The 26,243-nt window shown below is 52.1% G+C and carries 14 protein-coding genes; 5 read left to right on the forward strand and 9 right to left on the reverse strand.

What is annotated here, in order from left to right; genetic code table 11:
• Window positions 1-284: 284 nt before the first annotated feature.
• Window positions 285-8,738, reverse strand: a complete 8,454-nt coding sequence (gene pulA, locus GNP95_RS22035) for a type I pullulanase (RefSeq protein ID WP_196427284.1) — start codon at window positions 8,736-8,738, stop codon at window positions 285-287.
• A gap of 468 nt (window positions 8,739-9,206) precedes the next feature.
• On the opposite strand from pulA (GNP95_RS22035), the gene GNP95_RS22040 reads away from it, so the two are divergent.
• The 3 genes from GNP95_RS22040 (at window position 9,207) to GNP95_RS22050 (ending at window position 13,393) form a co-directional block, all read left to right on the forward strand.
• Window positions 9,207-10,238, forward strand: coding sequence for a LacI family DNA-binding transcriptional regulator (locus GNP95_RS22040; protein ID WP_155612993.1), 1,032 nt, complete (start codon window positions 9,207-9,209; stop codon window positions 10,236-10,238).
• Window positions 10,239-10,329: 91 nt separating this feature from the next.
• Window positions 10,330-10,992: a beta-phosphoglucomutase gene (pgmB, locus tag GNP95_RS22045; RefSeq protein ID WP_213590982.1), complete on the forward strand. Its 663-nt coding sequence runs from the start codon at window positions 10,330-10,332 to the stop codon at window positions 10,990-10,992.
• An 82-nt stretch (window positions 10,993-11,074) separates the two neighbouring features.
• Window positions 11,075-13,393 (forward strand): glycoside hydrolase family 65 protein, encoded by a 2,319-nt coding sequence (locus GNP95_RS22050; RefSeq protein ID WP_330163566.1) that lies wholly within the window; start codon window positions 11,075-11,077, stop codon window positions 13,391-13,393.
• Between the two features lie 136 nt (window positions 13,394-13,529).
• Here the strand turns inward: GNP95_RS22050 and GNP95_RS22055 are convergent, their stop codons facing one another.
• From GNP95_RS22055 to GNP95_RS22070, 4 genes are all read right to left on the reverse strand, one after another.
• Window positions 13,530-14,108, reverse strand: a complete 579-nt coding sequence (locus GNP95_RS22055; RefSeq protein WP_155612996.1) for an LOG family protein — start codon at window positions 14,106-14,108, stop codon at window positions 13,530-13,532.
• A 710-nt stretch (window positions 14,109-14,818) separates the two neighbouring features.
• Window positions 14,819-16,783, reverse strand: a complete 1,965-nt coding sequence (gene pulA, locus GNP95_RS22060; RefSeq protein WP_155612997.1) for a type I pullulanase — start codon at window positions 16,781-16,783, stop codon at window positions 14,819-14,821.
• 91 nt (window positions 16,784-16,874) lie between these two features.
• A complete protein-coding gene (locus GNP95_RS22065; protein ID WP_155612998.1) occupies window positions 16,875-17,807 on the reverse strand; it encodes a LacI family DNA-binding transcriptional regulator in 933 nt (310 codons plus the stop codon).
• A 208-nt stretch (window positions 17,808-18,015) separates the two neighbouring features.
• Window positions 18,016-20,166, reverse strand: a complete 2,151-nt coding sequence (locus GNP95_RS22070) for a DUF6359 domain-containing protein (protein WP_155612999.1) — start codon at window positions 20,164-20,166, stop codon at window positions 18,016-18,018.
• A gap of 218 nt (window positions 20,167-20,384) precedes the next feature.
• Here GNP95_RS22070 and GNP95_RS22075 point away from each other — a divergent pair, with 218 nt between their 5' ends.
• Complete coding sequence (locus GNP95_RS22075) at window positions 20,385-21,710, forward strand: hemolysin family protein (RefSeq protein ID WP_155613000.1); 1,326 nt, start codon at window positions 20,385-20,387, stop codon at window positions 21,708-21,710.
• Between the two features lie 94 nt (window positions 21,711-21,804).
• On the opposite strand, the gene GNP95_RS22080 is transcribed toward GNP95_RS22075, so the two are convergent.
• Entirely contained in the window at window positions 21,805-22,383 is a 579-nt protein-coding gene (locus GNP95_RS22080; RefSeq protein WP_155613001.1) for a nitroreductase family protein, read from the reverse strand.
• Window positions 22,384-22,583: 200 nt separating this feature from the next.
• Between GNP95_RS22080 and GNP95_RS22085 the strand changes: the two genes are divergently transcribed.
• Window positions 22,584-23,465: a DMT family transporter gene (locus tag GNP95_RS22085; protein WP_155613002.1), complete on the forward strand. Its 882-nt coding sequence runs from the start codon at window positions 22,584-22,586 to the stop codon at window positions 23,463-23,465.
• Window positions 23,466-23,593: 128 nt separating this feature from the next.
• On the opposite strand, the gene GNP95_RS22090 is transcribed toward GNP95_RS22085, so the two are convergent.
• Genes GNP95_RS22090 through GNP95_RS22100 form a run of 3 tightly spaced genes read right to left on the reverse strand, consistent with a single transcriptional unit; the run spans window position 23,594 to window position 25,423 of the window.
• Window positions 23,594-23,944, reverse strand: a complete 351-nt coding sequence (locus GNP95_RS22090) for a hypothetical protein (protein WP_155613003.1) — start codon at window positions 23,942-23,944, stop codon at window positions 23,594-23,596.
• Window positions 23,945-23,957: 13 nt separating this feature from the next.
• Window positions 23,958-24,464: a hypothetical protein gene (locus tag GNP95_RS22095; protein WP_155613004.1), complete on the reverse strand. Its 507-nt coding sequence runs from the start codon at window positions 24,462-24,464 to the stop codon at window positions 23,958-23,960.
• An 8-nt stretch (window positions 24,465-24,472) separates the two neighbouring features.
• Window positions 24,473-25,423: a helix-turn-helix transcriptional regulator gene (locus tag GNP95_RS22100; protein WP_155613005.1), complete on the reverse strand. Its 951-nt coding sequence runs from the start codon at window positions 25,421-25,423 to the stop codon at window positions 24,473-24,475.
• Window positions 25,424-26,243: the final 820 nt, after the last annotated feature.

Raw genomic sequence — 26,243 nt, forward strand, 5'->3', positions numbered from 1 at the left:
GTAACATTTGGTGTGGTGTAGTGACTTGGCATACGATGAGTAACATTTGGTGTGGTGTAGTGACTTGGCATACGATAAGTAACATTTGGTGTGGTGTAGTGACTTGGCATACGATGAGTAACATTTGGTGTGGTGTAGTGACTTGGCATACGATGAGTAACATTTGGTGTGGTGTAGTGACTTGGCATACGATGAGTAACCTTTGGTGTGGTGTAGTAATTTCCATAAATATAGAAAAGACCCTTGAGCAGAACAATCCACTCCAAGGGTCTCTTGCATTACTTTTAATATTGCTGCAGCAGCTTCCATATCACCTGTGCGCTTTCCGCACGGGTTAACTGTTCCTTCGGTGCAAAAAGACCGTTCCCCTTGCCATTCAGCATACCCAAAGCTGCTGCTTCCAGAACTGCCTGCTGCGCCCAAGGAGCAACGCTATTGCTGTCCTTGATTGCAGCCTCTACTGAGCGGGGAGATTCCCCGGCCTTATCGTGCCCCTCTCCAGTGCTATTGTTCATATCAGCGGCACTAGAGTCCTCGGTGCCGTATTCGTTGCGCCCGCCCTTGACATCGTTCATCACGTCGTAGGTTCTAATGAGCATTACGGCCATTTCCTCGCGGGTAATAACGTCGTCGCCGCCAAACGTGCCGTCCGCGCGGCCCTTAATGATACCTGCTGCACTAGCCATCGCAACTGCATCTGCATACCATGCGGAGGCGGAAACGTCACGATAACTCATGTTAGCGGTAGGGTCCAATTCATGCGGCGTCAGCGTGGCTTCAACTCCAGACGACTGCTTCTGCTCCAGTTCTAGCTGCTGTCCACGCCGCTGCTCTGGGTGAATTTGCTGTTGCTCCTGCTGCATTTGCCCTTGCCCTTGCTCCTGCTCCTGCCCTTGTCCTGGCCCTGATCTTTGCCGCTCAAGCTGTTCCGCCTCGAGCTGCTGCTCCGATGCCAACGCTCTAGTCAGCATTGCGGTAAATTCCGCTCGCGTTACGCTCTTTGAGGGTGCGAACGCATCCTCCGACACACCCATGACAATCTGCCGGGCGGCCAGCTGCTTGACTGCATCATTAGCCCAATGCTCCGGGAGAACGTCGCTGAACGTTTTGTTATAGCTTACGAGCGCAAGCTTCCCAAGTGCATTAAGCTCAGCCGACAATCCTGTCCCCGACCTGCGGGCTCCTGCATACTGGAGCAGACCGTTATCCGCAAAACGGTAAATGCCCAATACTCCGTGCAGTCCTGATATGGAGCCGACTGATCCATCATCCGTATTAAAGTGGATATGCAGCGGGGCGGTGAACCTATCGAGAGCCAGCATTTTCCCGTCCCCTGTCACAACAAACAGCTCCACTTCATACACTTTTCCTTGTACCTTCAGAACAACACTTTCTCGCCCTATCTGGGCGGTTGCCAGCAGTCTCTGCCCTTCCTCATCCGCTAAAGGCTGGAACGAGATTACGATTTGGGCACCATCCAAAATACGATCCAAATCACCATTCAAAGTACCATTCACAGCTCCATTCACAGCGCTTACCAAAGAACCATCCGCTGCCACATTCGCTGCATCATTCTGATTGCCTGCCGAAATCAAATCGATCAGCTGCTTCACGACAGAGGCTGGCACGTCTAGCGTGAACGGTTCCGTCTTAAATCTCAGCGCGTTGCTGCCGTCTAGCGCGGTGGCGTTTGCGGGCAGCCGGATTATGCGTTTGCCCGGTTCGGCTTCAATCGTGACTACACCCTTCTCCGCAACCGGATCACTTACAAACTGCACGTCCGCAGGCTGGCCTGCACTATCTTGGCTACCCTTGTCGTTATGGGCACCATCTCCTGCTCCACTCCCGCTGCTGCCGCTGCTGCCCGGCGTCGAAGGAGATGGCCCAGAGCCAGGATCCCCGTTTCCAGGCTCTTGCGGCTTTCCTTTGTCTGGAGCAGACAGCACAATGGTTCCGCCCTGATCCTTGCCAGGAATGACCACGGACACTTTGCCGCCATTTGCCACCTTATACTTGGCCTGGCTGTATTCATCCGTTAGTGTCGTTCCTGCGGCAAAAGGAACCTTAAACTCGGCCGCAGCCTCCTCTGCTCTCGTATTCAACCCCACAATCACTGCCTCTTCTCCAAGCGTCCTGGAGAATACAACATACCCGCTTGCATCCGATCCGCCGAGCTTCGTCCGTGTTCCTTTGGAGAACACCTTCGAATGCTTCGCGCGAATTTGCAGCAGCTTCGTGTAGTGAGTGTGGATATCCATCGCCGCGGCATCAAGGCCGTCTATTTTTCCCCAAGGCATGTCATCCCGATTGTCGTTAAACTCGCCAAGATCCATGTCGCCCGCCGTTCCGCCCGATTGCCCCAATTCCTCACCGTAGTAGATTACCGGCTGGCCCTTGCTTGTCATCTGCAGCGCTGCCGCCACCTTCAGCTTGCCGATGTCGCCGTCCACATAATGCGACAGGAACCCGCTCTCATCGTGGCTGCTCAAAAATTGCCCAAACGTCTTGTCGCTCGTCAGCAATCCGTTCCGCAGCTGCAAGTAAGATTCCACGCTGTCGATCTGGCCGTTCACGAAATCTCTAGCCTTGTCTTTAAATTGAAAATCCAATAATGAATCCATCATGCCGTTCCCCAAAAATCCACCGGTATTGCCCGGGGATGCCCCGAAATATTCGCCGATCAGTTTGAAATCGGGCTTAGTCTTCGTCAGCTCATTCTTGAAAGCCATCCATGTCGTCTCATCGACATGCTTCACCGTATCCACGCGAAAATAGTCAATCGTGTCGCCGCGATCAGTACGCGCCTTGCTAAGCCAATCGACCTGCCATTCGATCAGCTTATTCCTGACCTCGGCTTCCTCTGTCTTAAAGTCCGGCAGGCCGGCGAGTTCGCCGCGAACCGTGTCCGTTCCGCCGTCGCGCAGCATGCCCGCGAAGCGCTCCTGATCCTCCGCCGTCGGATAACCCGGAACTCCTGCGCCCTGATCCCCTTGCTTCATGCCGTAACCGGCATGGTTCAGCACCACGTCGACCATGATTTTCATGCCGCGGTCATGAGCCTTGTCAATCAACTCCTTGAAATCGTCGATATCGCCAAGATGCTCATCCATCGTCTCGAAGTTTTTGGCCCAATAACCGTGATAGCCGAATTGCGGCCCATCTTTACCGTAGCGGACATCAAAATCGATGTTATCCACGATTGGCGTAATCCAGATCGTATTGATCCCCAGCTTCTCCAGGTAATCGAGCTTTTCAATAATACCCCGGATATCTCCGCCATGATAGGCTTCCGGTTGAGACGGGTCATAGCTTCCTGGAATATGATTCGGGTTATCATTGCTTGGGTCGCCGTTATAGAAGCGGTCCGTCAGGAGAAAATAAATCCTCGCCTCATCCCAATCGAAATCCAGCGGCGAGCTCCCCGTTCTCGCTTTCACTGTAATTTCTACTTGACCCTGATGCTTGTTGCCATATTCATCAATGACCGTAAGCCCGATTGTCTTAGTACCAGCTGCTATATGATCGGCCACGGAGATCGTCCGTTCGAGCAGCAGCGGGTCAATGGCTTCTTTCGCCCCGCCTCCAAGCTGCCGCAAATCCGCATAGGCTTCTCGCAGCTTGACGCCTTCATCCCCGGTTACCTTCAGCGTCAACACAGCATTTTCATGGTAAGCGATGGCTTCGTTCAAGCTGGCCGGGAATATCCCTGCCTGAATATCCAGCTCCGGCTTCAGGAACTCGATGACAGAACGGCCGCCTTCACGCTGCGGGTTTTTGTCATCCACAACAATGGTGTCCCGGCCATTGCGCGTGACCGTGAAATTGTAATAATATTTGCCCTGCTCCACATTTTTCAGCGTATAGACAAAATATTCATTTTTCGGATCATAGACCATCTCATAGCTTTGGACATCATGGGTACCATGCCCCAAAGACACATTCAGCTTCACGGCGGATATCGTGTGCATGGCATCCTGCCGATACAGATCGTCATCCCGGTAATAGAAAATAATGTTCCCTTCGTTCAACGCCGGCCCGCTCACCTCCGGCACGATTTCAATCTCCATGACCATACTCTGCACATTCACCTTCACGAAGGTCTGTCCGGTTCCGAGCGGAATGCTCCGGTCATCGGGAATATCCTGCTTCGCCGTGCTCCAGTCCGTGCCTTTGCGGACAACAAATCCGACAGAGCCGCTGTCCGGCGCGGTCTCGATATTCGCGACTGCAACGCCGTCCCGGACCGTGAAGTTCACCTGACCGTCGCTCACACCGCCGGTTCCCCAAATCCACAGGTTCCAGTCCGCATAATTCTGATCGGGGCGTGTATAACGGAGCTGTACCGTTTTCTTTTCAAAAGGCAGAACTTTGATTTGCTTCTCAGCCTGAAGTCCGCCGATCCGCGCGGTGATCGTAACGACTCCCGGTTTCAGCCCCTTGACTTCCCCGGTCCCGCTTACGGTTGCGACGGACGTATCCGAGCTGCTCCAAGCTAAGGTCTTGCCTTTCAAAATCTGGCCAAATTGATCCAACAGCGTCGCGTTTACAACCGTTGATTGGGTAGCATAAACCTCGCCCGCCCCAGCTAATGTCAGTGCTGTAGGCTGCAATATGCCAACCTGCACCGTCGCGGCAGCCTGAATCTGGCCGATCGCGGCGGTAATCGTTGCCGTCCCCTCCGCCTTGGCGCTAATCAGACCTCTGTCGCTCACGGTGGCTATCTTGTTATCCGAGGTGCTCCAGACGAGGCCTGCCCCGGCCATGGGGTTGCCCTTCTGGTCGCGGACGATGGCCGTCAGCGAGCGGTTCATGCCTGGTTCCAACCCTAAGGCAGCAGGAGTCAGCTCAATTTTGCTCACCTCCGGCGTGTACAGCGTCTCTTCGTCGTACAGCACCATCATCGACAATCCGGCAACCTGGACGCTGCCGCTTACAGGAGCCCCCAGTTTTGCCGTTCCTGCAGAGCGGTCATCGACAACGATGTTCCAGGCTGACCCGCCGGGAAGCTTGACGGTCTGTGCCGTTTTGTTGGCATTGTAAATGACGATGATGTTGTTCCAGGTGTCACCGTTTGCATGATCCTTCAATTGAAACGACACGATGCTGCCATCGCTTTTCGTCACCTGCAAATGCTTTGCAATGGCTTCCTTCGAGTTCATCCGGAAGGCCGGATGGCTCTTCCGCAGCTCGATCAAGCCCTGATAGTAATCAAATACCCGGCTGAAGTTATCCTTGTTGTCCCAGCGGATCTGATTGACCGTATCCGGACTCCGGTAGCTGTTATGATCCCCGTACTTGGAGCGCAGCAGCTCATCGCCCGCATGCAGGAACGGCACCCCCTGCGAGGTAAGCACAATTCCGTTTGCCAGCAGCGAACGTCTTACCGTCTCGTTGTCGAACACGTTCTCTCCCGTGCCGACATACTTATGCGGCTGCGCAGCGGCTACCGCGTCCTCAACGCTGCCTCCGCCCTCCAGCACGCCGTCTCGAATACTCAGCATGCCCAGCTCGGTGTCCAACCCCTGTGTTCTGACGATTTTGTCCCACAGATTCAAATTGTCATGAGCGGTAACGTAATTGATCGCTTCCGAAGGCTTAGCAGCAAAAGAATCCGTCGCTCCCTTAACTCCGGTGACAACGGCGGCCTCCTGGCCGGGCTCGCCCGTAGCGAAGCCTTTGCCCGTGCCGTCGCTATCCCCTTTGATCGCGCCGCGGACATCATCGTTAAACACCGCAAAGCCTTGATTTCGCTGCGAGCCCTTAATCGTCTTCAAGCTCTGCGGCAGCGGCGTGGGCCCCATATCCCATGGCTCTCCGTACACGATCAGGCTGGGGTCGACCTCCTGATGCAGCTGGCTTGTCACGTCCTTCATCGTATCGATATCGATCAGCCCCATAAGATCGAACCGGAAGCCGTCTACGGCGTACTCCTCGGCCCAATATTTCACGGACTCGCGAATATATTTGCTGACCATCGGGCGCTCCGAGGCAATTTCATTGCCTACTCCCGTGGCATTGGAATACGTCCCAGCGTCCGCCGTCCGATAATAATAGCCTGGGACGATTTTGTTGAAAGGACCGTCTTCAATGGAGAAGGTATGGTTGTATACAACGTCCATCACGACCCCGATGCCTTCGTCATGCAGACTCTGCACCATCTCCTTGAACTCTCGAATTCTCGCCGCAGGATCGCTGGGATCGCTAGAATAAGCTCCTTCGGGGACGTTATAGTTTTGCGGATCGTAGCCCCAATTGTATTTCGGAGCATCGGAGGACGGATCGTCCACCGCCAGCTCGTTCACTGTCTTGAAGTCATAAGCCGGCAGCAGATGTACATGCGTGACTCCAAGCGCTTTTAAGTGATCGGTCCCCGTGGGAAGCCCCTGGGAGGTCTTCGCTCCTCTCTCCGTAAAAGCTTTGTATTTCCCCTTATGCGTCATTCCCGAATCCGGACTGATCGAGAAATCGCGAATATGCAGCTCATACAGCACCGCATCGACAGGCTCCACCAGCTGCGGCTTCTTCTCTGGCGTCCATCCCGCAGGGTTCGTATCTTGAAGATCAATGATGGCGCTGCGCTGCCCGTTCGCTGACACGGCCACCGCATACGGATCTACCGCATAATTGACCGTTCCATCCGCAAACTCGACCTTGTACATATAAAATAGCCCCTTCAAATCGCCGGACAGCGAGCCCGACCAGACGCCGTTTGCTGAACGGTTTAGCAAGTGCTCCGACCCGCCCGCATGATCGGTGACAAGGCCGTTCCCGTCATAATCACCAGCGCCGCTGTACAGCGATACGCTGACTTTGGCTGCGGTAGGCGCCCATACCTTGAACGTGCTGCCTGATTGCGTGTAGGTTAACCCAAGGTCGTCTCCGTCGTAGTAGAACGAGGGATCGTCCAGAATTTTGCGCATCGTCACCAAAGTTGGTGCTAAGTGCGCCGTCTCTAGTGTATATTGATGCGTTACGTCGAATTCCTGCGGATCGTTCAATGTAATTTTAAGCTTACGGCCGTTTAGCTTAGCGGCGCTTACGGACAGCTTACGGCTGCCATTCGTAATATCCGTCAGCTGAACCGTACTCAGATCCGCCTCGGCTATTGTGCTGCTGGCTTCAGCAATCAATGTATCCAGGCTATCGGCCATAACGGCACTGAACTTCGGCGATGTATCCGGCTTGGCGAAATACACCTTCGGGTCGTTCTCCACCATATACACATCAACCGCGGTCTGGCCGGCAGGCATTTCCACCTTGCGGTCCATCTCCTGCGCGCTCCAGTCATTGCCCGGTATGCTCAACCGCGTCAGGACGCCGATTTTTGGAGAGACAGAAGAATACGTTCCGACCGCAAATCCGTCAGCATCCACGCCTGTAAATGGATAACCGCTGCCATCCTTCCCCTCCGGCCAAATCCACATATTCCAGTCGTTTTGCTTGCCGTCGTAACGGAAGTAATGCAAGTTGAAGGTGTACAGCCCAGAAGCTACAGTAACCTCCTTCTCGCTGCGGCTTCCCGCATGCTCGGCAACAATCGTAAAACTAGTCCCCGCCGCATCGTCCGCGATGACCAGCCTGCTCCCGGAAATCGAGATCCCGGCCAATCCGCTCTCTTTCAAGGACCATTGCGGGGACACGTGTTCCGTTGTCCCATCGGGCTGGACAAGCGCAGCCTTCAGCTCCAGGGAGCTTCCCTTGGCGACGGTATCCGGTACCCCGATTTGAATGCCGGGAACATGAACAACAGAATTGCCGTCAAGCTGGAGAGGATTTAGCGGATCGGCAAAATTATCCGCCCACTGCAGGCGGCTCGAATTGAATTTATAAGAATACGAGCCTGGCGCCAAGGCCATCGTGGCCGAGAATACCCCTGCCCCATCCAGCGTCATGGCCTCACTCTGCTCCGGGGACCAGCCGTTCATCGATCCGATGACATACAGCTCGTTTCCTGTATAGGTATTGTTATTAAAGGTCACGCTTCCGTCCCCGTTAATGACTGGGCTGGCCACAATCCGATCGACAACCTTCAGGTCAAGTTGAGTTATGATATCCTCATACACGGCCGATATGACCGTGCTCGCTCCAGCCGCCGCGTGATCGGCAACCTGCACTTTGCCGCCGGCAACCGAAATCTCACCCGGCTGGCTGGACGACCAGACAGCATAGTCCGTGAAATCCAGTGGTGTGCCATCCGCGAGAATTCTAACCGCCCGCAGGTCAAGGGATTGCCCTGTGACCACTTCTTTTCCAGGCGGATGCCCTGCATAATCCCGAACGCTTAAGCTGTGAATGGCAGAATTTACGCTGATCCTGGAGACGTTGCGAGGATCGGCGTAGGAAGCATTCCAATCTCCATCTGCAGTTGAAAATTTATATTCGACGACACCTTTATTCGCGATAAAATCCGTTTTCGGGATAGTGTATGAATACACATTCATTCGGGTTCCATTCTCGGTGTAAGAGCTTACTGCCGTCATTTCTATAAAATGAGCCCAACCCGATGCGGCAAAGTTCCCCACCACGTACAGCTTGCCCGCTTCCGTGATTCCGGTTATGGTTACAGCCCCGTCCGGATGGAACATCAAGCTTGGCTCCTGGTTTTGTACTCCTTGCTGTGAGGCCGTCCATAACTGCGAATTAGCTTGACCGGACGCTTGACTCATTCCAAGCAGGTTAACCAACATCAGCACGGCAAGGCTTAATGCAACGATACGAAATGACCTTTTATAATCCATAAGCAATAGACTCCTTTCCCTGACCATAGAAATTTGTGAACCAGATGATTGCCTCGAAGCTTCAGCTGGATGAACGCCCCCTTTCCACGCCATGTCTCACACCGCTATCCAAAATTTCAATGCGCAAACGTTACCATGAACGATCGGAAATTTCCTGTATGGCTCCCGAGTTTTATGTAAGCGCTATATCTGCAATAACAATATAACTTAAGCGTTTAACTTAATTAAAACGTTTGCATAAGTGGTTTTCTACAGTATTTATGTGCTTTTCTTGATTTTTCTCCGATTTTCTTTAATTTCCCTTCATATTCAAATCCAGCACTTCTTTTATCCGGATTTCTGAAAAACAGAACTTTTTTAATAAATATGCCGCTGAACATGGTATTTTGTCGGGGATTATCTATTTACTTTCACTAGCCTTTAGATTAAGATTACAGTGTAAAGCAAACGGTTCCACAGGAGGTCATTATGGCTGTAACCATTAAAGACGTTGCAAGAAAGGCCGGAGTATCTCCCTCCACCGTGTCCCGGGTGCTGTCCAATCATCCAAGAATCAGCACGGAGACTTCCCAGAAAGTAAGAGCCATTATGGAGCAGCTTGGCTACCATCCCAACATTATGGCGAAGAGTCTGGTATCGAAGACAACGAACAGCATATGCATCATGCTTCCGAAATCGGCTGAAGAATTGTTCTCGAATTATTTCTTTATGGAATTGATCCGCGGCATCGTCACCCAGGCAAGCCGTTTGGGATATGATGTACTCATCAGCTCGGGAGCCAATGAGAAGGAGGAAGTCGAAGGCGTCTCCAGATTGCTTAACGGACGCAGAGTCGATGGGGTCATTCTGCTCTACTCCAGAACGGACGATCCGGTCATCGATTTCCTGGAAGAGCATGGCCATCCCTTCGTCCTCATCGGGCGGAGCGACAAATATCCCGACATTCTGTCCGTAGACACCGACAACGTTCAAGCATCCTATGATGCAACGAAGCACCTGATTTCGCTTGGACATGAACGGATCGGCTTTGTCAGCGGCCCGCCGGAGCTTGTCGTCTCGAAGGATCGGCTGAAAGGCTATATGAAAGCCCTTGCTGACGCTGGACTGGAATCCCGCCCTGAATGGATCGTTGAAGGAGAATTTCTGCAGGAAAGCGGCTACCGGGCCATGTCGTTCTTCATGAATCTTCCGAATCGGCCGACTGCCCTCGTCTTGATCGATGATGTCGTCGCCTTCGGTATTTTGCGCGGCCTGCATGAGCTTAATTATAAAGTGCCCGAAGATTTGTGCCTGGTGAGCTTTAACAATATACCTTTGTCCGAATTATCGACCCCGCCGCTGAGCAGTGTGGATATCGGCATCTACAACTTGGGATATACCGCTTCCCAGATACTGATCCAGTCGATCAAGAATAATCAGGACGCCTCCTACCAGAAGCGTCAGATCATTCCGCATCGATTGATGATCCGTGAATCATCCATCCATTCCGTCCGCCCGTAAGCGGGGAATGATGAAGAAATAATTGAAGCCCTGCTGCTTCATTTATTTTTTAATCTTTTGTTCAAACGTTTGCGCTAAAGGAGGAGAGGTTGTGACCTCAATCAAAGCATGTCTTTTCGACCTGGACGGCGTCCTCGTCGATACTGCCAAGTACCATTATCTGGCCTGGAAACGGCTCGCGGAAGAGCTCGGATTCACGTTCACCGAACAGGATAACGAGAAACTGAAGGGCGTCAGCCGTATGGCATCCCTGGACATTCTGCTCAGCGTTGGCGGCCTGCAGTTCGATAACGCCAAAAAATACGAGCTTGCCGAGCGGAAAAATAACTGGTACTTCGAATCCATTTCCAAAATGGATCATACGGAAATATTGCCAGGGGCGCTGAATTTTCTTAAAGCCTGCCGGGAGAACGGGCTGAAGACGGCGCTCGGGTCGGCCAGCAAGAATGCCATGACCATTCTTGACAATACCGGCCTTACCCCGTATTTCGATGCAATCATCGATGGAACACGCACGACGAATGCCAAACCCGATCCGGAGGTATTCCTGCTTGGAGCGGCAGCCCTCTCCGTCCCGCCGGAGCAATGCATTGTCTTTGAAGATGCCGAAGCCGGGGTGGAAGCAGCGCATCGGGCCGGGATGAGCTGCGTTGGCATAGGCTCGCCCGCAACGCTGGGCCAGGCCGAGCTGGTCGTATCTTCGCTGCAGGAAATGACGATAGAACGCCTTAAGGAGCTGAGCCTCGCCCGTTAGATCAGCCTGCTTCAGCCGCCTTACTCGTCCGTATGTAAGTGTAATTGTTACTTCATCATATGATTAAAGGAGTCTGGTTATCGTGAGACAATATCTTAAAATCAATGAATGGTCGATTATCGAGGAGTCCTTCGATCCATCAACGCATGAAATATCCGAAAGCATATTCAGCATCGGCAACGGATTTATGGGCCAACGCGCCAACTTCGAAGAGAAATACAGCGGCTCATCCCTGCAAGGCAGCTACATGGCCGGGGTCTATTACCCGGACAAGACGCGTGTCGGCTGGTGGAAAAACGGATATCCCGAATATTTTGCCAAAGTGCTGAACAGCACGAACTGGATCGGAATCAACGTATTCCTGGATGGCACTGAGCTTGACCTTGCCCATTGCAAAGTCAGCGGCTTCGTTCGCGAGTTGAACATGAAGGAAGGCACCTTATCCCGCCGCTTCAAAGCGGAGCTTGAGGATGGCAAGCAAGTTCAGGTAGAGGCGCTGCGTTTTGTCAGCATGGCCCGCCATGAGATCGGAGCGATTCGCTATACGATTACACCGCTGAACTTTAGCGGTACGATCCGCCTAGTACCTTACCTCGATGGGGATGTGCAGAATAAGGACTCGAACTACGACGAGAAATTCTGGCTGGAAGTAGAAAAAGCGGCGGCAGCGGACATTTCCTACCTGACGCTAAAGACGAAGAAGCTCGATTTCCATGTCACCTCGGTGATGGCATTTGATGTTTTCAAAGACGGAAACAAGCTGGAATTCGCCCCGTCCCTGAAGGAACGCGAGAAATTCGTTTCCAGTGAAGTGGCCGTCGAGGCAGCCGCTGGTGAACAGATCACTTTGTACAAATATGTAGCTAACGTTACTTCCCGCAACCATGGTCTAGGCCAGCTGGTAGAGGCCGGTACGAAATCGCTGACCGCGGCCAAGGAAGCCGGGTTCGACACGCTGCTTCGCGAACAGGTCGATACCTGGGCCGCGAAATGGAGCGAAAGCGACATTATTATCGAAGGCGACGAGTCCGCGCAGCAGGCGATTCGCTTCAATATTTTCCAATTGAATCAGACCTATACCGGCGATGACGACCGTCTGAATATAGGGCCTAAGGGCTTTACAGGTGAAAAATACGGCGGCAGCACCTATTGGGATACGGAAGCCTACTGCCTGCCGTTCTACCTCAGCACGGCGGATTCCAGCATTGCCCGCAACCTGCTCATCTACCGCTACAAGCATCTGGAGAAGGCGAAGGAGAACGCCCGCAAGCTTGGCTTTGCCAAAGGCGCCCTCTATCCGATGGTAACGATGAACGGCGAGGAATGTCATAACGAGTGGGAAATTACGTTCGAGGAAATCCACCGCAACGGAGCAATCGCGTACGCGATTTACAACTATGTCAACTATACCGGGGATAAATCGTATCTCGGCCAATACGGTCTTGAGGTGCTCGTGGAAATTTCCCGCTTCTGGGAAGAGCGCGTCAATTTCTCCAAGGACAAGGGCAAGTATGTCATGCTCGGCGTCACGGGGCCAAACGAGTACGAGAACAACGTCAACAACAACTGGTACACGAATCGGATTGCTGTCTGGACGCTGGAATATACCCAGGAAGTTATGAACTATCTGAAGGAGCATGAACAGGCCCGTTATGCAGAGCTTGTCGGCAAGCTGGAGCTGAAGGACGAGGAGATCGCCAAGTGGAACGAAATTATCGATAATATGTACTATCCATACGATGAGGAGCGCGGCGTCTTCCTGCAGCAGGACGGCTTCCTCGACAAGGAGATTATCCCGGTCAAAGACCTGAAGCCAGAGGACCTGCCGCTGAACCAGAACTGGTCCTGGGACCGGATTCTCCGCTCCTGCTTCATCAAACAGGCCGACGTGCTGCAGGGGATTTACTTCCTGGGCGACCAGTTCGACCTGGAAACCAAAAAACGAAATTTCGATTTCTATGAACCGCTGACCGTGCACGAGTCTTCCCTGTCGCCATGCCTGCATGCCATCATCGCTTGCGAGCTGGGCTACCAGGAGAAGGCGTACGAGATGTACCTGCGCACCGCGCGCCTGGATCTCGATAATTACAATAACGACACCGAGGACGGCCTGCACATCACGAGCATGGCTGGCACATGGATGTCCGTCGTTCAAGGCTTCGGCGGCTTGAAGGTAAAAGACGGAGCGCTGCAGCTGCATCCATTCGTCCCTTCCCATTGGACCGCCTTCTCGTTCAAGGTCATGTTCCGGGGAGCCCGCCTGAACGTCAGCGTAACCGAAGACAGCATCACGGTCACCAACGAAACCGAGACGCCGGCAGCGATCGTCATTTACGACCGGAGCTACACGATCGGCGGCCTGGGCGAAGTCCAGTATGCAAGATCGTCTGTGAGAGTTTAAGCTATCATGAAGCCAAAAAGCGTCCCCTCAGCCATAGCGGCTAGGGACGCTTTTTTCGTGTTTGTGCGCGTGTAGATGCGCAGGATTCAAGACTAGCTATTCCCCGCCGCAGCTCTTTCATTGCCTCCAAAGCGGCTTAAACGAGTTCCTTCCACTTTTTCTCCAGCACCTGCGGCTGGTAGGATTCCATCAACTGCAATAATTCGGCAGGATCCGGGGAGATATTAATCAAACTCAGGTGAGAAGAATTGGAGAAGCCCTCTTGAATGCTGTGCTCGACCATTTGAAGCAGCGGGTCGTAGAAGCCGCGAACATTCAGGAGGCCAACCGGCTTCTTATGGATGCCGATTTGGGACCAGCACAGCACCTCGAACAATTCCTCGTAGGTTCCAAAACCGCCGGGCAGCGCAATGAAGCCGTCGGCCAGCTCCCCCATTTTTGCTTTTCGGGCATGCATGCCGTCCACTTCAATCAGCTCAGTCAGTTCCCGATGCACCATCTCGCCTGCAAACAATCCCGATGGCATGACACCGATCACCTCTCCGCCGGCAGCCATTGCCGCATTGGCCGCTTCTCCCATCAGCCCGATCCTCGATCCGCCATACACCAGACGGTACTGCTGCTCGGCCAAATGGCGCCCCAGTTGTCCAGCAGCCTGCTTATAGTCTTCATGCGCACCTAAATTCGAGCCTGCAAAGACACAGATCGTATTCATCCCATCATCTCCTAATTTCTGAATGTGCAATTTATATGAATTGCAGTCATCTTTATTACTATATTTTGCACAACAATTATTTTCAATATGATGCCGGGTTGATAACGGACTGTTAATGTTTGTTTCATTCATTCAGCACTTTGATTGCTGGGCCGGTGGTTTGTTAGAGATTGTTTGAGATTGCTATATTGTTGATGGGTGGCGGCCATCCAGCTCCTGGTTTAGTTTTACTAGGCCATTTAAAAACTAAATGTATTTTATACAGCTAGTTAAGCTTTTTTATCAAAAAATCATGCGCTAAATGTAATACATGCAGTTAGTTTGCCTGAATGGAGCGAATTCGCCGAAATAGCCTAAAACTAAATGTAGGTTTTGCAGTTAGTTCCCTCTAACAAGGCTAAAACCGATGAACTAACTGCATGAATTACATCTAGTTACCAGCTGATCCTTGCCATCTAGGAACCGCCATAATTCAGCCGTCTAATCTACTTGGAAGGAAAAATTCCAGTTCAACTAAGATGCCGTAAGGAAAGTGCAGTATTTCCTCGTACTTCTTCAAAAATGACTGGATACCGGGAATTTCCCCTGCACTTTCGCATTCAATGGACATCAGCATCTATAAAGAGAAGGTATTCCTGCATTATTGCAATCTTTCTTAGCCAAAGAAGCTTTCGACGACGCTTTACCTGCTTTACCTGCTTTACCCATCATTACTCCGCAACCGTAAGGACAACCATGCCGAGGCCATGCACCTCTAATCGTTGGCCCTCCAGCGCGGCGATATGCTCGCCTCCGAAGCGGATCGTCCATTTCCCGAGCTCAGGCAAATTAAAAAGAAGGGATTCCTCCATGCCCTTGTACAGCACATAAATATGCTTGGCAGCATCTCCGCCCGCATGATTGCGCAGCGTATAGGCTACGCAATGCTCCGGCGCCGGCTCAAAATGCAAATGCTCGCGAATTTGATCCGCACTACGCAGACGAAACGCCGGGTGGCTCTTGCGCAGGGCAATCAGCTCCCTCATATAGGCTACGTCATTTTGCCGTGCGGCGCAGCGTTCCCAATCCAGCCAGTTCACCTCGATCGGGGATTTGTAGCTGTTCTCTTCCCCGTCCTTCGTTCTCATGAATTCCTGCCCTGCATGCAGGAATGGAATGCCTTGGCTCGTCAGGATCATTGCCGAAGCCAGCCGATGCATGCCACGGTGGCGCTCTTCGGGCTCGCCTACGGCCGAGAGGACGATTTTATCCCATAAGGTATGGTTATCATGACATTCGACGTAATTTACGGATTGGCCCGGCTCATTCGCAAAATTGCGGATATCCCTGTCATAGTCAACGGCACCGACGATTCCCTCCCGAATGAGTCCTTCGTAGCCGGCACCGCCGCTGACAAAACCTTTCTGGTCAGCATAGAAAATGCTTCCCTTGATTGCATCGCGGTAATCATCGTTGAAGTGCCCGATTCCCGGGAGCTTGGCGGCATTGTTCTGATGAGCCCTGTGCTCATCCGGCAGCACCGTGTCCATCACCCAGCCCTCCCCGATCGTGATGATCGCAGGATCGAGCTCATCCAGGCGCCTCCGAATTTCGTTCATCGTCTCGATGTCCATCAACCCCATGAGATCGAACCGGAAGCCGTCCATATGATACTCCTTCGCCCAGTACAGTACCGAATCAACGATGAATTTCCGCATCATCGGCCGTTCCGAAGCGCATTCGTTACCGCAGAACGAGCCGTCCGACAGCGTGCCATCCTCCTTGTAGCGCAAATAGTATCCCGGCACAAGCTTGGTGAAATTGATCAAGTACCAATCGTAGACATGATTGTAGACGACATCCATAATGACCCGGAGCCCGCGCTCATGCAGGGCTTGAATGGTCCGCTTCAGCTCGGTTATGCGCAAACCCGGCACATAGGGATCGGTAGCATAAGAGCCCTCGGGCACGTTGTAGTTCTTAGGGTCGTATCCCCAATTGTACTGCGGCTGGTCGAGCCTCGTCTCGTCCACACTTTCGGTGGCATAATCATAGACAGGCAGAAGCTGAACATGTGTCACGCCAAGCGCAGCAATATGATCCAGGCCTGTCAAAATGCCATTCGGCCCCCGTGTCCCGCTCTCCGCAAGTCCAAGGAATTTTCCTTTATGCGCAATCCCGCTGTGAGGATGACTGGACAGATCCTTGACATGCAGCTCGTAAATCACCGCATCGACCGCAGCCTCGAAAGGCGGTTTACGGTCATCTTCCCACCGTTCCGGGTCTGTGCGCTGCAAATCCATGACCACCGCCCGGTCCCCGTTTACACCAACGGCCTTGGCATATGGATCAGCCGCTTCGTTCCAATCCTGCCCGACCTTGACGCGGTACGTATAGTAACGCCCCAGATAATCCCCCTGCGCGGCCAGCAGCCAGGTGCCCTGAATATCGCGCTTCATAGGGAGGACCTGCACGGGCTTCTCCTCATTCCATGACTCATAGAAAACGACCTCCGCCTCCGAAGCCGTCGGTGCCCATAACCGGAACCTGGTCTCCTTCGACGTGTACACGGCACCCAGGTCATCCCCGCCGTAATAGAACTTTTCATCAAACCGTTTATCGAAGACGGATATTCCTTCAGTTACCGCAAGATCGCCATAATCGACAACTACGTCATGCTCCCGTTGTACCGCCAATTGATTCACTCCAATCGCGAAATATCGTGTGCAAACTTAAGCGCTTAAGTGGCTGTTTGAGCGGGATTATATCACCGATCATTTACGAGTGTCAATCCGCTGTTGAATTCGCTAATTCAGGAGGTAAATATCTATAATCTTCAATTTCATCATATTCCTTGCGCAGCAGCTTCTCCATAACGGCAATCGACATTTGGGCTTTAACCCCGTTATCGAACACGATGCGCCGCACTCCGCTTGGCAGCAAATACTCCGCCCCCGCATTGGCAAGCACGATCATATCCTCAGCCCTCATATAGGGCGCTGCCATGACCGCCAATAACTCATTTGCAAAAATCCCCGGCAACCCTCGGCGGGCAAGAACGTACTGCTCCAATCCTTCCCGCGTATCCATCTGATATACATGATCCAGGCGAAATGTTTCCGTTAAGGACTGTTCCATTCCGGAATTATTAAACTTCCCTGTCACGAGGAAAGGCTCCGGGAGTCCGCCGAGCATTTCCCTGACCAGCCGGATCGCGGATCGATAATCAGGGACTACCTTCCGGAACAGCGTATCCTCGATATAGCTGTCGATAACGATAATTGGCACGGTAAATTTACGTGAAATGTTGAAAAAATGCTCTTCCGGCACATCGATCAGGAATAATGCATCGAGTGTTCTTTTTAGAATAATGTCCAGTTCTACCTGAGCGCTATCCGTACCTGCCACGATCACGTCATAGCCCCGCTCATTGAGCAGTTCCTGCAGCCGCATCGTCAAATCGTGATACCTGCTCTTGCGCCACGGCTGATTATCGTTATCTTTAAGCGTAACGATGGCGACGAGCTTGGAGGACGTATTCCCGACCAGGCTGCGAGCGGCCATGTTGGGAACATATTGAAGCTGCTGGGCAATGGCGAGAATCCGCTGCCGGGTTTCCTCGCTTATTTTTTGCCTCGTATTGTTGTTGAGCACATAGGAAACCGTGGCCAAGGAGACCTTGGCCGCCTCGGCGATATCCTTCATCGTTACCTTGTTCATTTCTCGTTCCCCCACCAGATTACTGTTGGCTGTTGTTTATAATTCCTATCATATCCGAATGACGCACCAGGCACAAAGCGGGAAGAAACCGCCTACCGGCGGATGGAAAATAAAGGCAGCCCTTAGCAGGGCTGCCCATTGCTTGCCAAATTCAGCTTCAAGTTCACGTATGTTCATGTGTATTCACTGAAATCTTCACGTATGAACGTTACGCCGCATGCAGTGCAGTATGGCCAAGCAAACGATCGAACCATACTGACCGATGCGCGGCAACCACCAGCTCGTTGAGCGGAAGGATTCCCGCCTGAGGGAGCGGCTGCGCACTTACGTTAGCGATCGTTACCGTCTTCGTGAGTACGTTGGCGCTATCCTGCTTCAAGCGCAGGTTCGCAGCACCCGCCTGGTTCGGTTTAAGCTGGACGATCAGGTCCTTCGAAGCCTTGCCCTGCGCATTGGCCGTCAGGGAAAAGCTCGGGCTGTACCCGTAAGCGGACCACGAGCCATCGCTATTTTTGAACCGGGCGATCTGCTCGCCGCCGCTAAGATATATTCCAACCGCAAGACCGGTTACCGTCTGCCCCGGGTTCAGGCCATCGGCGGTCAAGCGGATTGTAAATTCCTGCGCGCTCGGCAGCTGGGATTGGTGGACGAAGGCATATACCGGCTCGGCCGCTGGCGGCTGCGAAGAGCCGTAAGAACCCGGCTTGAAGGTGGATGGATCATACCACTTGTAGCCCGCGGCCGGCGCGGACCAAGGCTCTGACATCGGTTCCGTCGAAGCCGCTGGCATCTCGTCCGCGCGCAGCACTGTCGGCGTATCGAGCACAAGTCCGGATACTTCGCTTAGGGAAGTGTAGTTTTCCTTATGGGCGAGCCATTTCACGGTCTGGACGAGAAACAGTCCGTCATCCACTTCCTTGAAGCCGTCATACGTTGTCTTCTTTGCTCCATTTTCCTCGCGGACGTATTTTGGCGTAGCATCCTCAACGGGCGAGGAATCGCCGATGAACGCCGCTTTGCCAAGTCCAATTTTGGCGATAGCCGCATACGGTCCTTCGGCCCGGCCGCCGCCGTTATAGACGCCGCTGTCCACGGCGCTTCCCCACTTCGGCACACCGGTCGGAACGTATACGATACCCTTGGCCTTCGCGGGATCAATAATCGCCAGCGTTGAACCGGCATGCATGGCGACTGCGCTTACGCCCGATGTAATCCCGAACGACTGGGACGGAGCGACAATATCAGTCGCATTCACGTCGCCAAGCGCATTATAGCGGAAGCGCACGCCAAAATGATTGGCAAGCCAGTCCGAACTTGTTACGTTCTGCATCGCCGGGGAGGACGCTTCTTCCGCGCTCATACCCTTGGCCGGCAGCCCGTAGGCGCCGCGGCGATAGCCGTTGAATACCTCGGAGGAATCCCAGCGGTTCTTGTTGCGGTCGGCATTGTAGTGGTCTGCGATGAAGAACACGGCGCCTCCACCTTGAACGTACTGAACGATCGCATCCTGCTCAGCGCTCTTGAAAGGGATATTCGCTTCGGGAATGACGAAGACGTCATAATCTTTAAGACGGTTGTACGTAATGGCGGGAGTATCGAATCGATGAGGGGTCGTGCGCTCCAGCGACTCTACTGCAAACCCTGCTCCACGCAGCCCATCGGCAAAATCGGAGAACGCCCCGTCGATAATCCAATCGGCTGCCCCTGCCGTCTGGGCGTGAGCGTTGTCGAAGAGCACTCTTTTGCCCGTGCCGTCCGGCAGTGACGGGTTTGCTCCGCCCCCAGGCTGACCTGGCTGTCCTTCGCCTGGATTTGGCTGCCCTTCAGCATCCGCCAGCTGAATTGCGGACACGCTCTTAAGCCCGGCGAAGTTGTTATAAGCTGCAAGAGTACCCGTTACATTTACGCGTTGCCCGATCAGTCCCGGATTGCTCTGCAGCCCGAACTGGTCTCTGAGGCCGGCGGGAATTTGCACATCGATCAGCTTCGCCGAACTGCGCTCAGCCGGACTATCGGCAATCAAAAAATTGTAGTCATTCGCGAAAGGACCCTGGAACTTCGTTGTCAGCGAGCCGGTAGCATGTCCAACAATATAGCCGGAGACCTGTACAGATTCCCCGTTATTTCCTTTAGCAATCGCGTCAGCTACAGCAAGAGGCACAGCTGCTGCTTGAATATCAGCGCTAACAGTGTCTGCCGCATTCCAAGCGCTTGTCTCCTGGCTGGCCTGAAGCAGAATTTCCTGTGCGTTTTCTTGTGCGCTTGCTCCTGCAAACGGAGCTAAGCCCACCAGCATGGTTGCCGCAATCGCACCTGTCACTATCCGATTCAGCCACTTTCTTGCCCATTTCTTCCTCATCCGTAATCGATTCCTCCTTCACCTTCATTTCTTGGATTACATTTCCATCTTACATACGAAGGAATTCCTCACAATGGGTTTATTGTAAAGTTATTGTAAAATATCGCTGTTAGCCAACTTGTGGCTAAATTGTGTCATATATTAGCTTTCCAGTTGAGCATGCTATATAATTAATAGTATTTCATATATTTTATTTCATGAAGGAGTAGATGAATCGAATGGATAGTGACAGGCTTTTGGTACTAAACTTGGTGCTGGTCGCCATACTAATCGGGTTTACAGCGTTTTTCGTAGCCGTGGAGTTTGCCATCGTACGGGTACGGGCAAGTCGGGTGGATCAAATGATAGCCGAAGGAAGCAAGAATGCTCTCTCGGTCAAACAAGTGACTAGCAATCTGGATGGTTACTTGTCGGCTTGCCAATTGGGAATTACGATTACAGCGCTCGGACTTGGCTGGTTAGGGGAACCGACAGTGGAGAAAATACTTCACCCGCTGTTCCATAGTTTAAATGTACCTGAAGCAGTAAGCAGCGTTATTTCATTTATCATCGCTTTTGCCGTAATTACTTATCTTCACGTTGTTGTGGGGGAATTGGCTCCAAAGACGATTGCCATCCGCAGAGCAGAGCAGGTTGCTTTGATTACAGCAAAACCACTGATTATATTCACTAAGATTATGCACCCTTTCATTTGGGCGCTCAACGGATCTGCGCTTCAGCTTGTACGCCTTTTTGGAATCAAGCCTGCCAGCGAGCATGAAGAAGCTCACTCCGAGGAAGAACTGCAGATCATCATTAACGAAAGCTTCGAGAGCGGTAAAATCAATCAAAGCGAATACGGGTACGTGAACCGGATTTTTGCTTTTGATAATATGTTAGCCAAAGAAATTATGGTTCCGCGCACCGATATGGTGTGCTTATATACAGACAAGACCCGGGAAGAGAACCTGGGGATCATCAAAGAGCAGCAGTATACCCGCTTTCCTGTTGTCGAGGGGCATAAGGATAATATCGTGGGTATCATCAATACGAAGCAATTCTTTCTATCGTATGAGGATAACCCGAACCTGGAAATCTCCTCAATTCTACAGCCGGTTATGGCGGTATCCGAGGTAACGCCGGTGAATGAGCTGTTAAAAAGAATGCAGCATGAAGGTACCCATATCGCGATATTAATCGATGAATACGGCGGCACAGCCGGGCTGATCACCATCGAGGACATTCTCGAGGAAATCGTCGGAGAAATCCGCGACGAGTTCGATAAGGAAGAAGAACAGCCGATTGTCCATCTGGATGAATACCATGTGGTCGTTGACGGCAAGGTAACGATTAATCAGATTAACGACATCATGCTGACCGAGCTGAATACCGAGGATGTCGATACGATCGGCGGCTGGTTATACGGGATGAATCCGGAAATGAATGAAGACGACACGTTCGAGCACCAGGGGCTGATCTTCAAGCTGCTGGAGAAAGAGCCGCACCGCTTCAGAAAGCTGGAAATCATCAAGCAGGCCCCCGAGCCTCAGGAAATCGAAGAGTAAGAAAAAGAACCTCAATCCCGAGAGAAGCCTTTCGGAGATTGAGGTTCTTTCATGTTTGCAAATGAGCAGAAGGGGGATGCCTTTCCTCCCTCACCTACTCTTCATCGCCGATCCAGACGGTTTTGCTGCGGAAATCATCTCTTTTCCCTTTCAGCTCGCCCATATCGGAAACGCCGAGATAAATGAAACCCAGCATTTTATCCTGCTCACGGAGACCAAAGGCTTCGTTCACGATGCTGTGGTAACAAGGTTCGCCGGTTCTCCATACCGCTCCCAGCCCTAAACTGTGCGCCGCGAGCAGCATGTTCTGTATTGCGGCAAATACGGCTCCGTATTCCTCCAGCTCGATCACGCCCGGCTTATCGGTGGGAGTTACGGCTGCGGCAATGATGACAGGGGCGCGAAAGGCCTTGGCAAAAGCTTTACCCAACGCCTCCTGCGATTCGGGCGAATCGGGATTCTTCATGCCCTCCCGCATGATGTCGGCCAGCGCCTGACCCAGCTGCTCCCGGCCCTTGCCTCTGAGCACGAAAAATTTCCAAGGCTCGGTATGTCTATGATTTGGCGCCCAGACTCCAGCCTCTAAAATTTGCTCGATCGTCTCTACAGGAATTTTGTCCTGCTTAACCTTTCCAATACTTCTTCTCGTATGAATAGCCTCTATTACGTCCATTGCTCGTTTCCCTCCTCCTTTTAATTTCCATTCTAACATTGTAGAGCGCCAGGGAACATCTTTACGCCTCGCTCCTATATAAAAATCTATCCATTCTCGCAAATGCCCGTATAATAGATTGTTGTGGAACTACGCTTAACGAAGCTAGCGACTCTAGCCATACCTGCCACCATGACACATCTTAGAAGGGAGTTAAATACATGTCTGGCCGTCAACGTGCCGGGGGAGCCTATGAAATCTTCTTTATCCTCGGCATCATTGCTATCTCTTTCTCGGCCATCTTTATTCGCTGGTCGAATGCGGAGGCATCCGTTGTCGCGATGTACCGCTTGTTCATTACCAATTTAATCCTGCTGCCTTTCGCCTGGCGACACAGGCATGAAATGCTGCGGCTAAAGCCGAAACAATGGGGACTGCTTGCCGCTTCGGGACTGCTGCTAGGAATTCATTTTCTGCTGTGGATGAATTCGCTGCGGTATACCAGCGTGGCAAGCTCTACGGTTATCCTTACGCTGCAGCCCGTGCTCGTCATGCTCGGCTCCATCTGGCTGTTCAAGGAGAGAATCAACCGAATGATGCTGCTCGGCATGGGCATAGCGGTCGTCGGCTCCATCCTCATTGGCTCGGGCGACCTCCGTCTGTCGGGATCAGCCCTGTACGGGGATATTCTCTCGCTGCTGGGCACGCTGGCGATCTCCGTTAATATGCTGGTCGGCCAGCACTTGCGCAAGGATCTGGCTGCCCTGCCGTATAATTTCTGGATGTTCATCATGGCCGCTTGTTCCTTGGGCTGCTACAACCTTGCAATGGGTTATCCATTTACCGGTTATCCTATGAAAGAGTGGGGAATATTCTTCCTATTATCCGTCGTGTCCACCCTGTTTGGCCACTACCTGTTTAACTGGCTGCTGAAGTATATGAATGCCACCACGGTTTCCATGGCTATTCTTGGCGAACCAATCTGCGCCTCCCTGCTCGCTCTGGTGCTCCTGGGTGAAATACTGACAGGATTGCGGTTATTTTCCGGATTGATAATCATAGCGGGCGTCTGGGTCTTCATGCGGCATCGGGAAGTAAGGTGACATAACCACGCTAGCGAGGCGCCGCCAAATTGAACATTCACATCTCATCCGTATCTAAAAACGTCCAGGTTCTAGCACACTCGCTTTTAAGACCGGGACGCATGTTTTGGTGTAAAAGACCCTGCTATTCATTTCTTGCGCTTCCTTAATCTAATCAGCCTCGTTCGCAGCATGTAGTAGGCCATTGCCATGAGCAATAAACCGCCTATTTCCAAAACCAGGGTTATTCCGTCCGTGCGAGCTATGGTTCCAAATGCCACCTGCTGCTGTAAATGCTCTACTGATGCATAGTTATTAATAACATCTGGGACGTAATTTCTGGTCAACAGCGCCCCTTGCACGACCTGAAAGCCGACCACACCTGCCAAGATGAGGACGACAAAAATTATAGATTCAATGAGCGCCCGCTTGTTTAGCTTATTTAGGTTGTTTCGCTTGTTTAAGTCCATTTTCTGCTCCTTGTTCCATTCCTTTCTCATAAGATAATACAACTTATTCCGCCTCGATTTTTACTACTTTAGTCCAGCCCAAATCCTGTCCAAATATTCCTTTCTCTTTATGAACATATACCAGGCACATATCTTCAAGAGAATTAAAATTATCATTTGCTTCAAAATACATTTTTAATTTGTGTTTCCCTTGTTCTGGAGGACTCCAAAACCCGATAAAATCCAAGTAACCATTATCATAATTCATCTGAGAAATATTGTGCTTATGCAGCGCATCTGCAACCTTTACCTCGTCGTCCCCTGCACTTCCTATACTGCTCGGTCTAAAAAAGCCCTCATCCTCTTTAGCATCGAAAGACATAGAATGCAATCCTGAAATATATGGGTATATCATATGCTGACTGTACTTTCTTTTGTCGATATAAACCTCAAGCAAATAATCTTTGTAGTCCATGTTCGGGTTAGAATTGGGCTTTAATACAGCCTCGATAAAGATATCTTCCGGAACTGTTTCATTTTTATCCCATTCTATAAAATACCATCTTCTCAACACTTCACCTACCCTCTGTACAGCTCAACCATTGCCTCTGCTTCTAATAATACTCGATCACGCAGCTCCAGTGGCTCCATTACCCTGGCAAGCGATCCATAGCCAAGCAGAATTTCACATGCCGACTCCAGCGTATTGAACTCAGCAGCCGCTTCGATCCATCCTTGTTCTGCGGGCATCATATGGATTAGCTTGAGATATCGCTGCTGGGCTAGGCGCGGTAAAGCTGCTTCCTGAAATCTGAGCCGGGCGGGATAACGCGGAAGATTCGCTTTGAACTCTTCTGTTGAGCGCTCCCAATATAGTGCCAGGTCAAAAGAATCGGGACGCTGAAAAGATTTCTCCAGCACTTGGGCATTCCTGATCCGGGAGATTCGGTAAGTGCGCATTTCCCCTTCCACCCTGGCTACAAGATACCAGATACTGCTCTTGGCGACCAGCCCCAGCGGCTCGGCGATGCGCTCCACGGCCGAATCTTCCCGCCGGTAATCGAAGCGGAGCATGCGGTCCTGCCAGACCGCTTCCTGAATCGTCGGCAAATCGGGCAGCCGATCGGCGGACTGATGCCAGCCGGCACCGTCGATATGAATGCGCTGACGCACTCTTTCGGCTTCGCCTCGAAGCCGTTCGGGAAATGCAGCCAGCATTTTCTGAAAAGCATGCTCAAACACGCCTCCAAGTCCCAGGTCTCCTAAGAGTGAAGATGAATGAGCCAGGAGCAGCGCCTGCATCTCTTCGGGCTTCATTCCCGTCAGATCAGTGCGGTAGCCCTCCGACAATACCCAGCCCCCGCTTGTTCCCCGTTCCGCATACACCGGAATTCCCGAGGCGCTTAGGGCCTCCATATCGCGGTGTATTGTCCGCTCGGATACCTCCAGCCTAGCCGCCAGTTCCCGCGTCGTGAGCCGTCCGTGATTTTGCAATAGCAGCAATATTGAAATGAGCCGATCCGCCCGCAAGCTGATTTCCTCCTTTGTACGTTTCCCTAGTTGCACTAGGATTCATTGTAGCATGGATATATGACATGAAGTGTCATATATCGCGCCGCACGAAGCTCACAGCGCGCGGTGGCCGGCGTCACATGACGTGGTCAACCACATAACGCAAGAAGCGGCCACAGGTACAGGTATTCGTGTCCCAATTGATGAGCCTGCCCAGCCAAAATAGGATTCTAACGGACACACAGGGCGCTATTCCGTCTTTTTGACTAAATTTAATATGCGAACGGACCCTGGTTCCGCTACTCGTTCTATATAAGCATGGTTTGCCCCACTTTTCACCCAATAGCGGAACTACGGTCCGTTGGCTTAGAAATTTGCGCCTATTTGGAGAAATAGCGGATCTAGGGTCCGCTAGATTGCCGGGAATCTAAAGTCACAGGAAGTAATCCGTCGTGTGCTTGAAATCAACAGGTACTTAAATCAACAGGCGCTTGGATCAACAATGTCCTTGGGTAACAGGTAATTAAATCAACAGTGCGCTCGGATCAACAGTGCTTGGATGAATGGGCAGGATGAATGGGCCTGGACACAGTGGACTTGCAGGACATTGTACACTTCACCTGCAGTGTGCATGGTCAGACATCACGCTTAACCTACGGCGTACTTAGCCAGCAGCGTGCCGGCCCAACAATATACTTGGCCTAACACCATGCTTGAACCTTCAGTGCATTTGCTCGACAAATGAGCTTGGATTGAGCGTCCATAAGTCAACATACCAAATGGATCGGCGATCCACTTGATCTATGGCCTGCTCAATCCCCACACCAACCTTACTGCC

The sequence above is a fragment of the Paenibacillus woosongensis genome, from assembly GCF_009725165.1.
GTDB classification, from domain to species: Bacteria; Bacillota; Bacilli; order Paenibacillales; family Paenibacillaceae; genus Fontibacillus; species Fontibacillus woosongensis.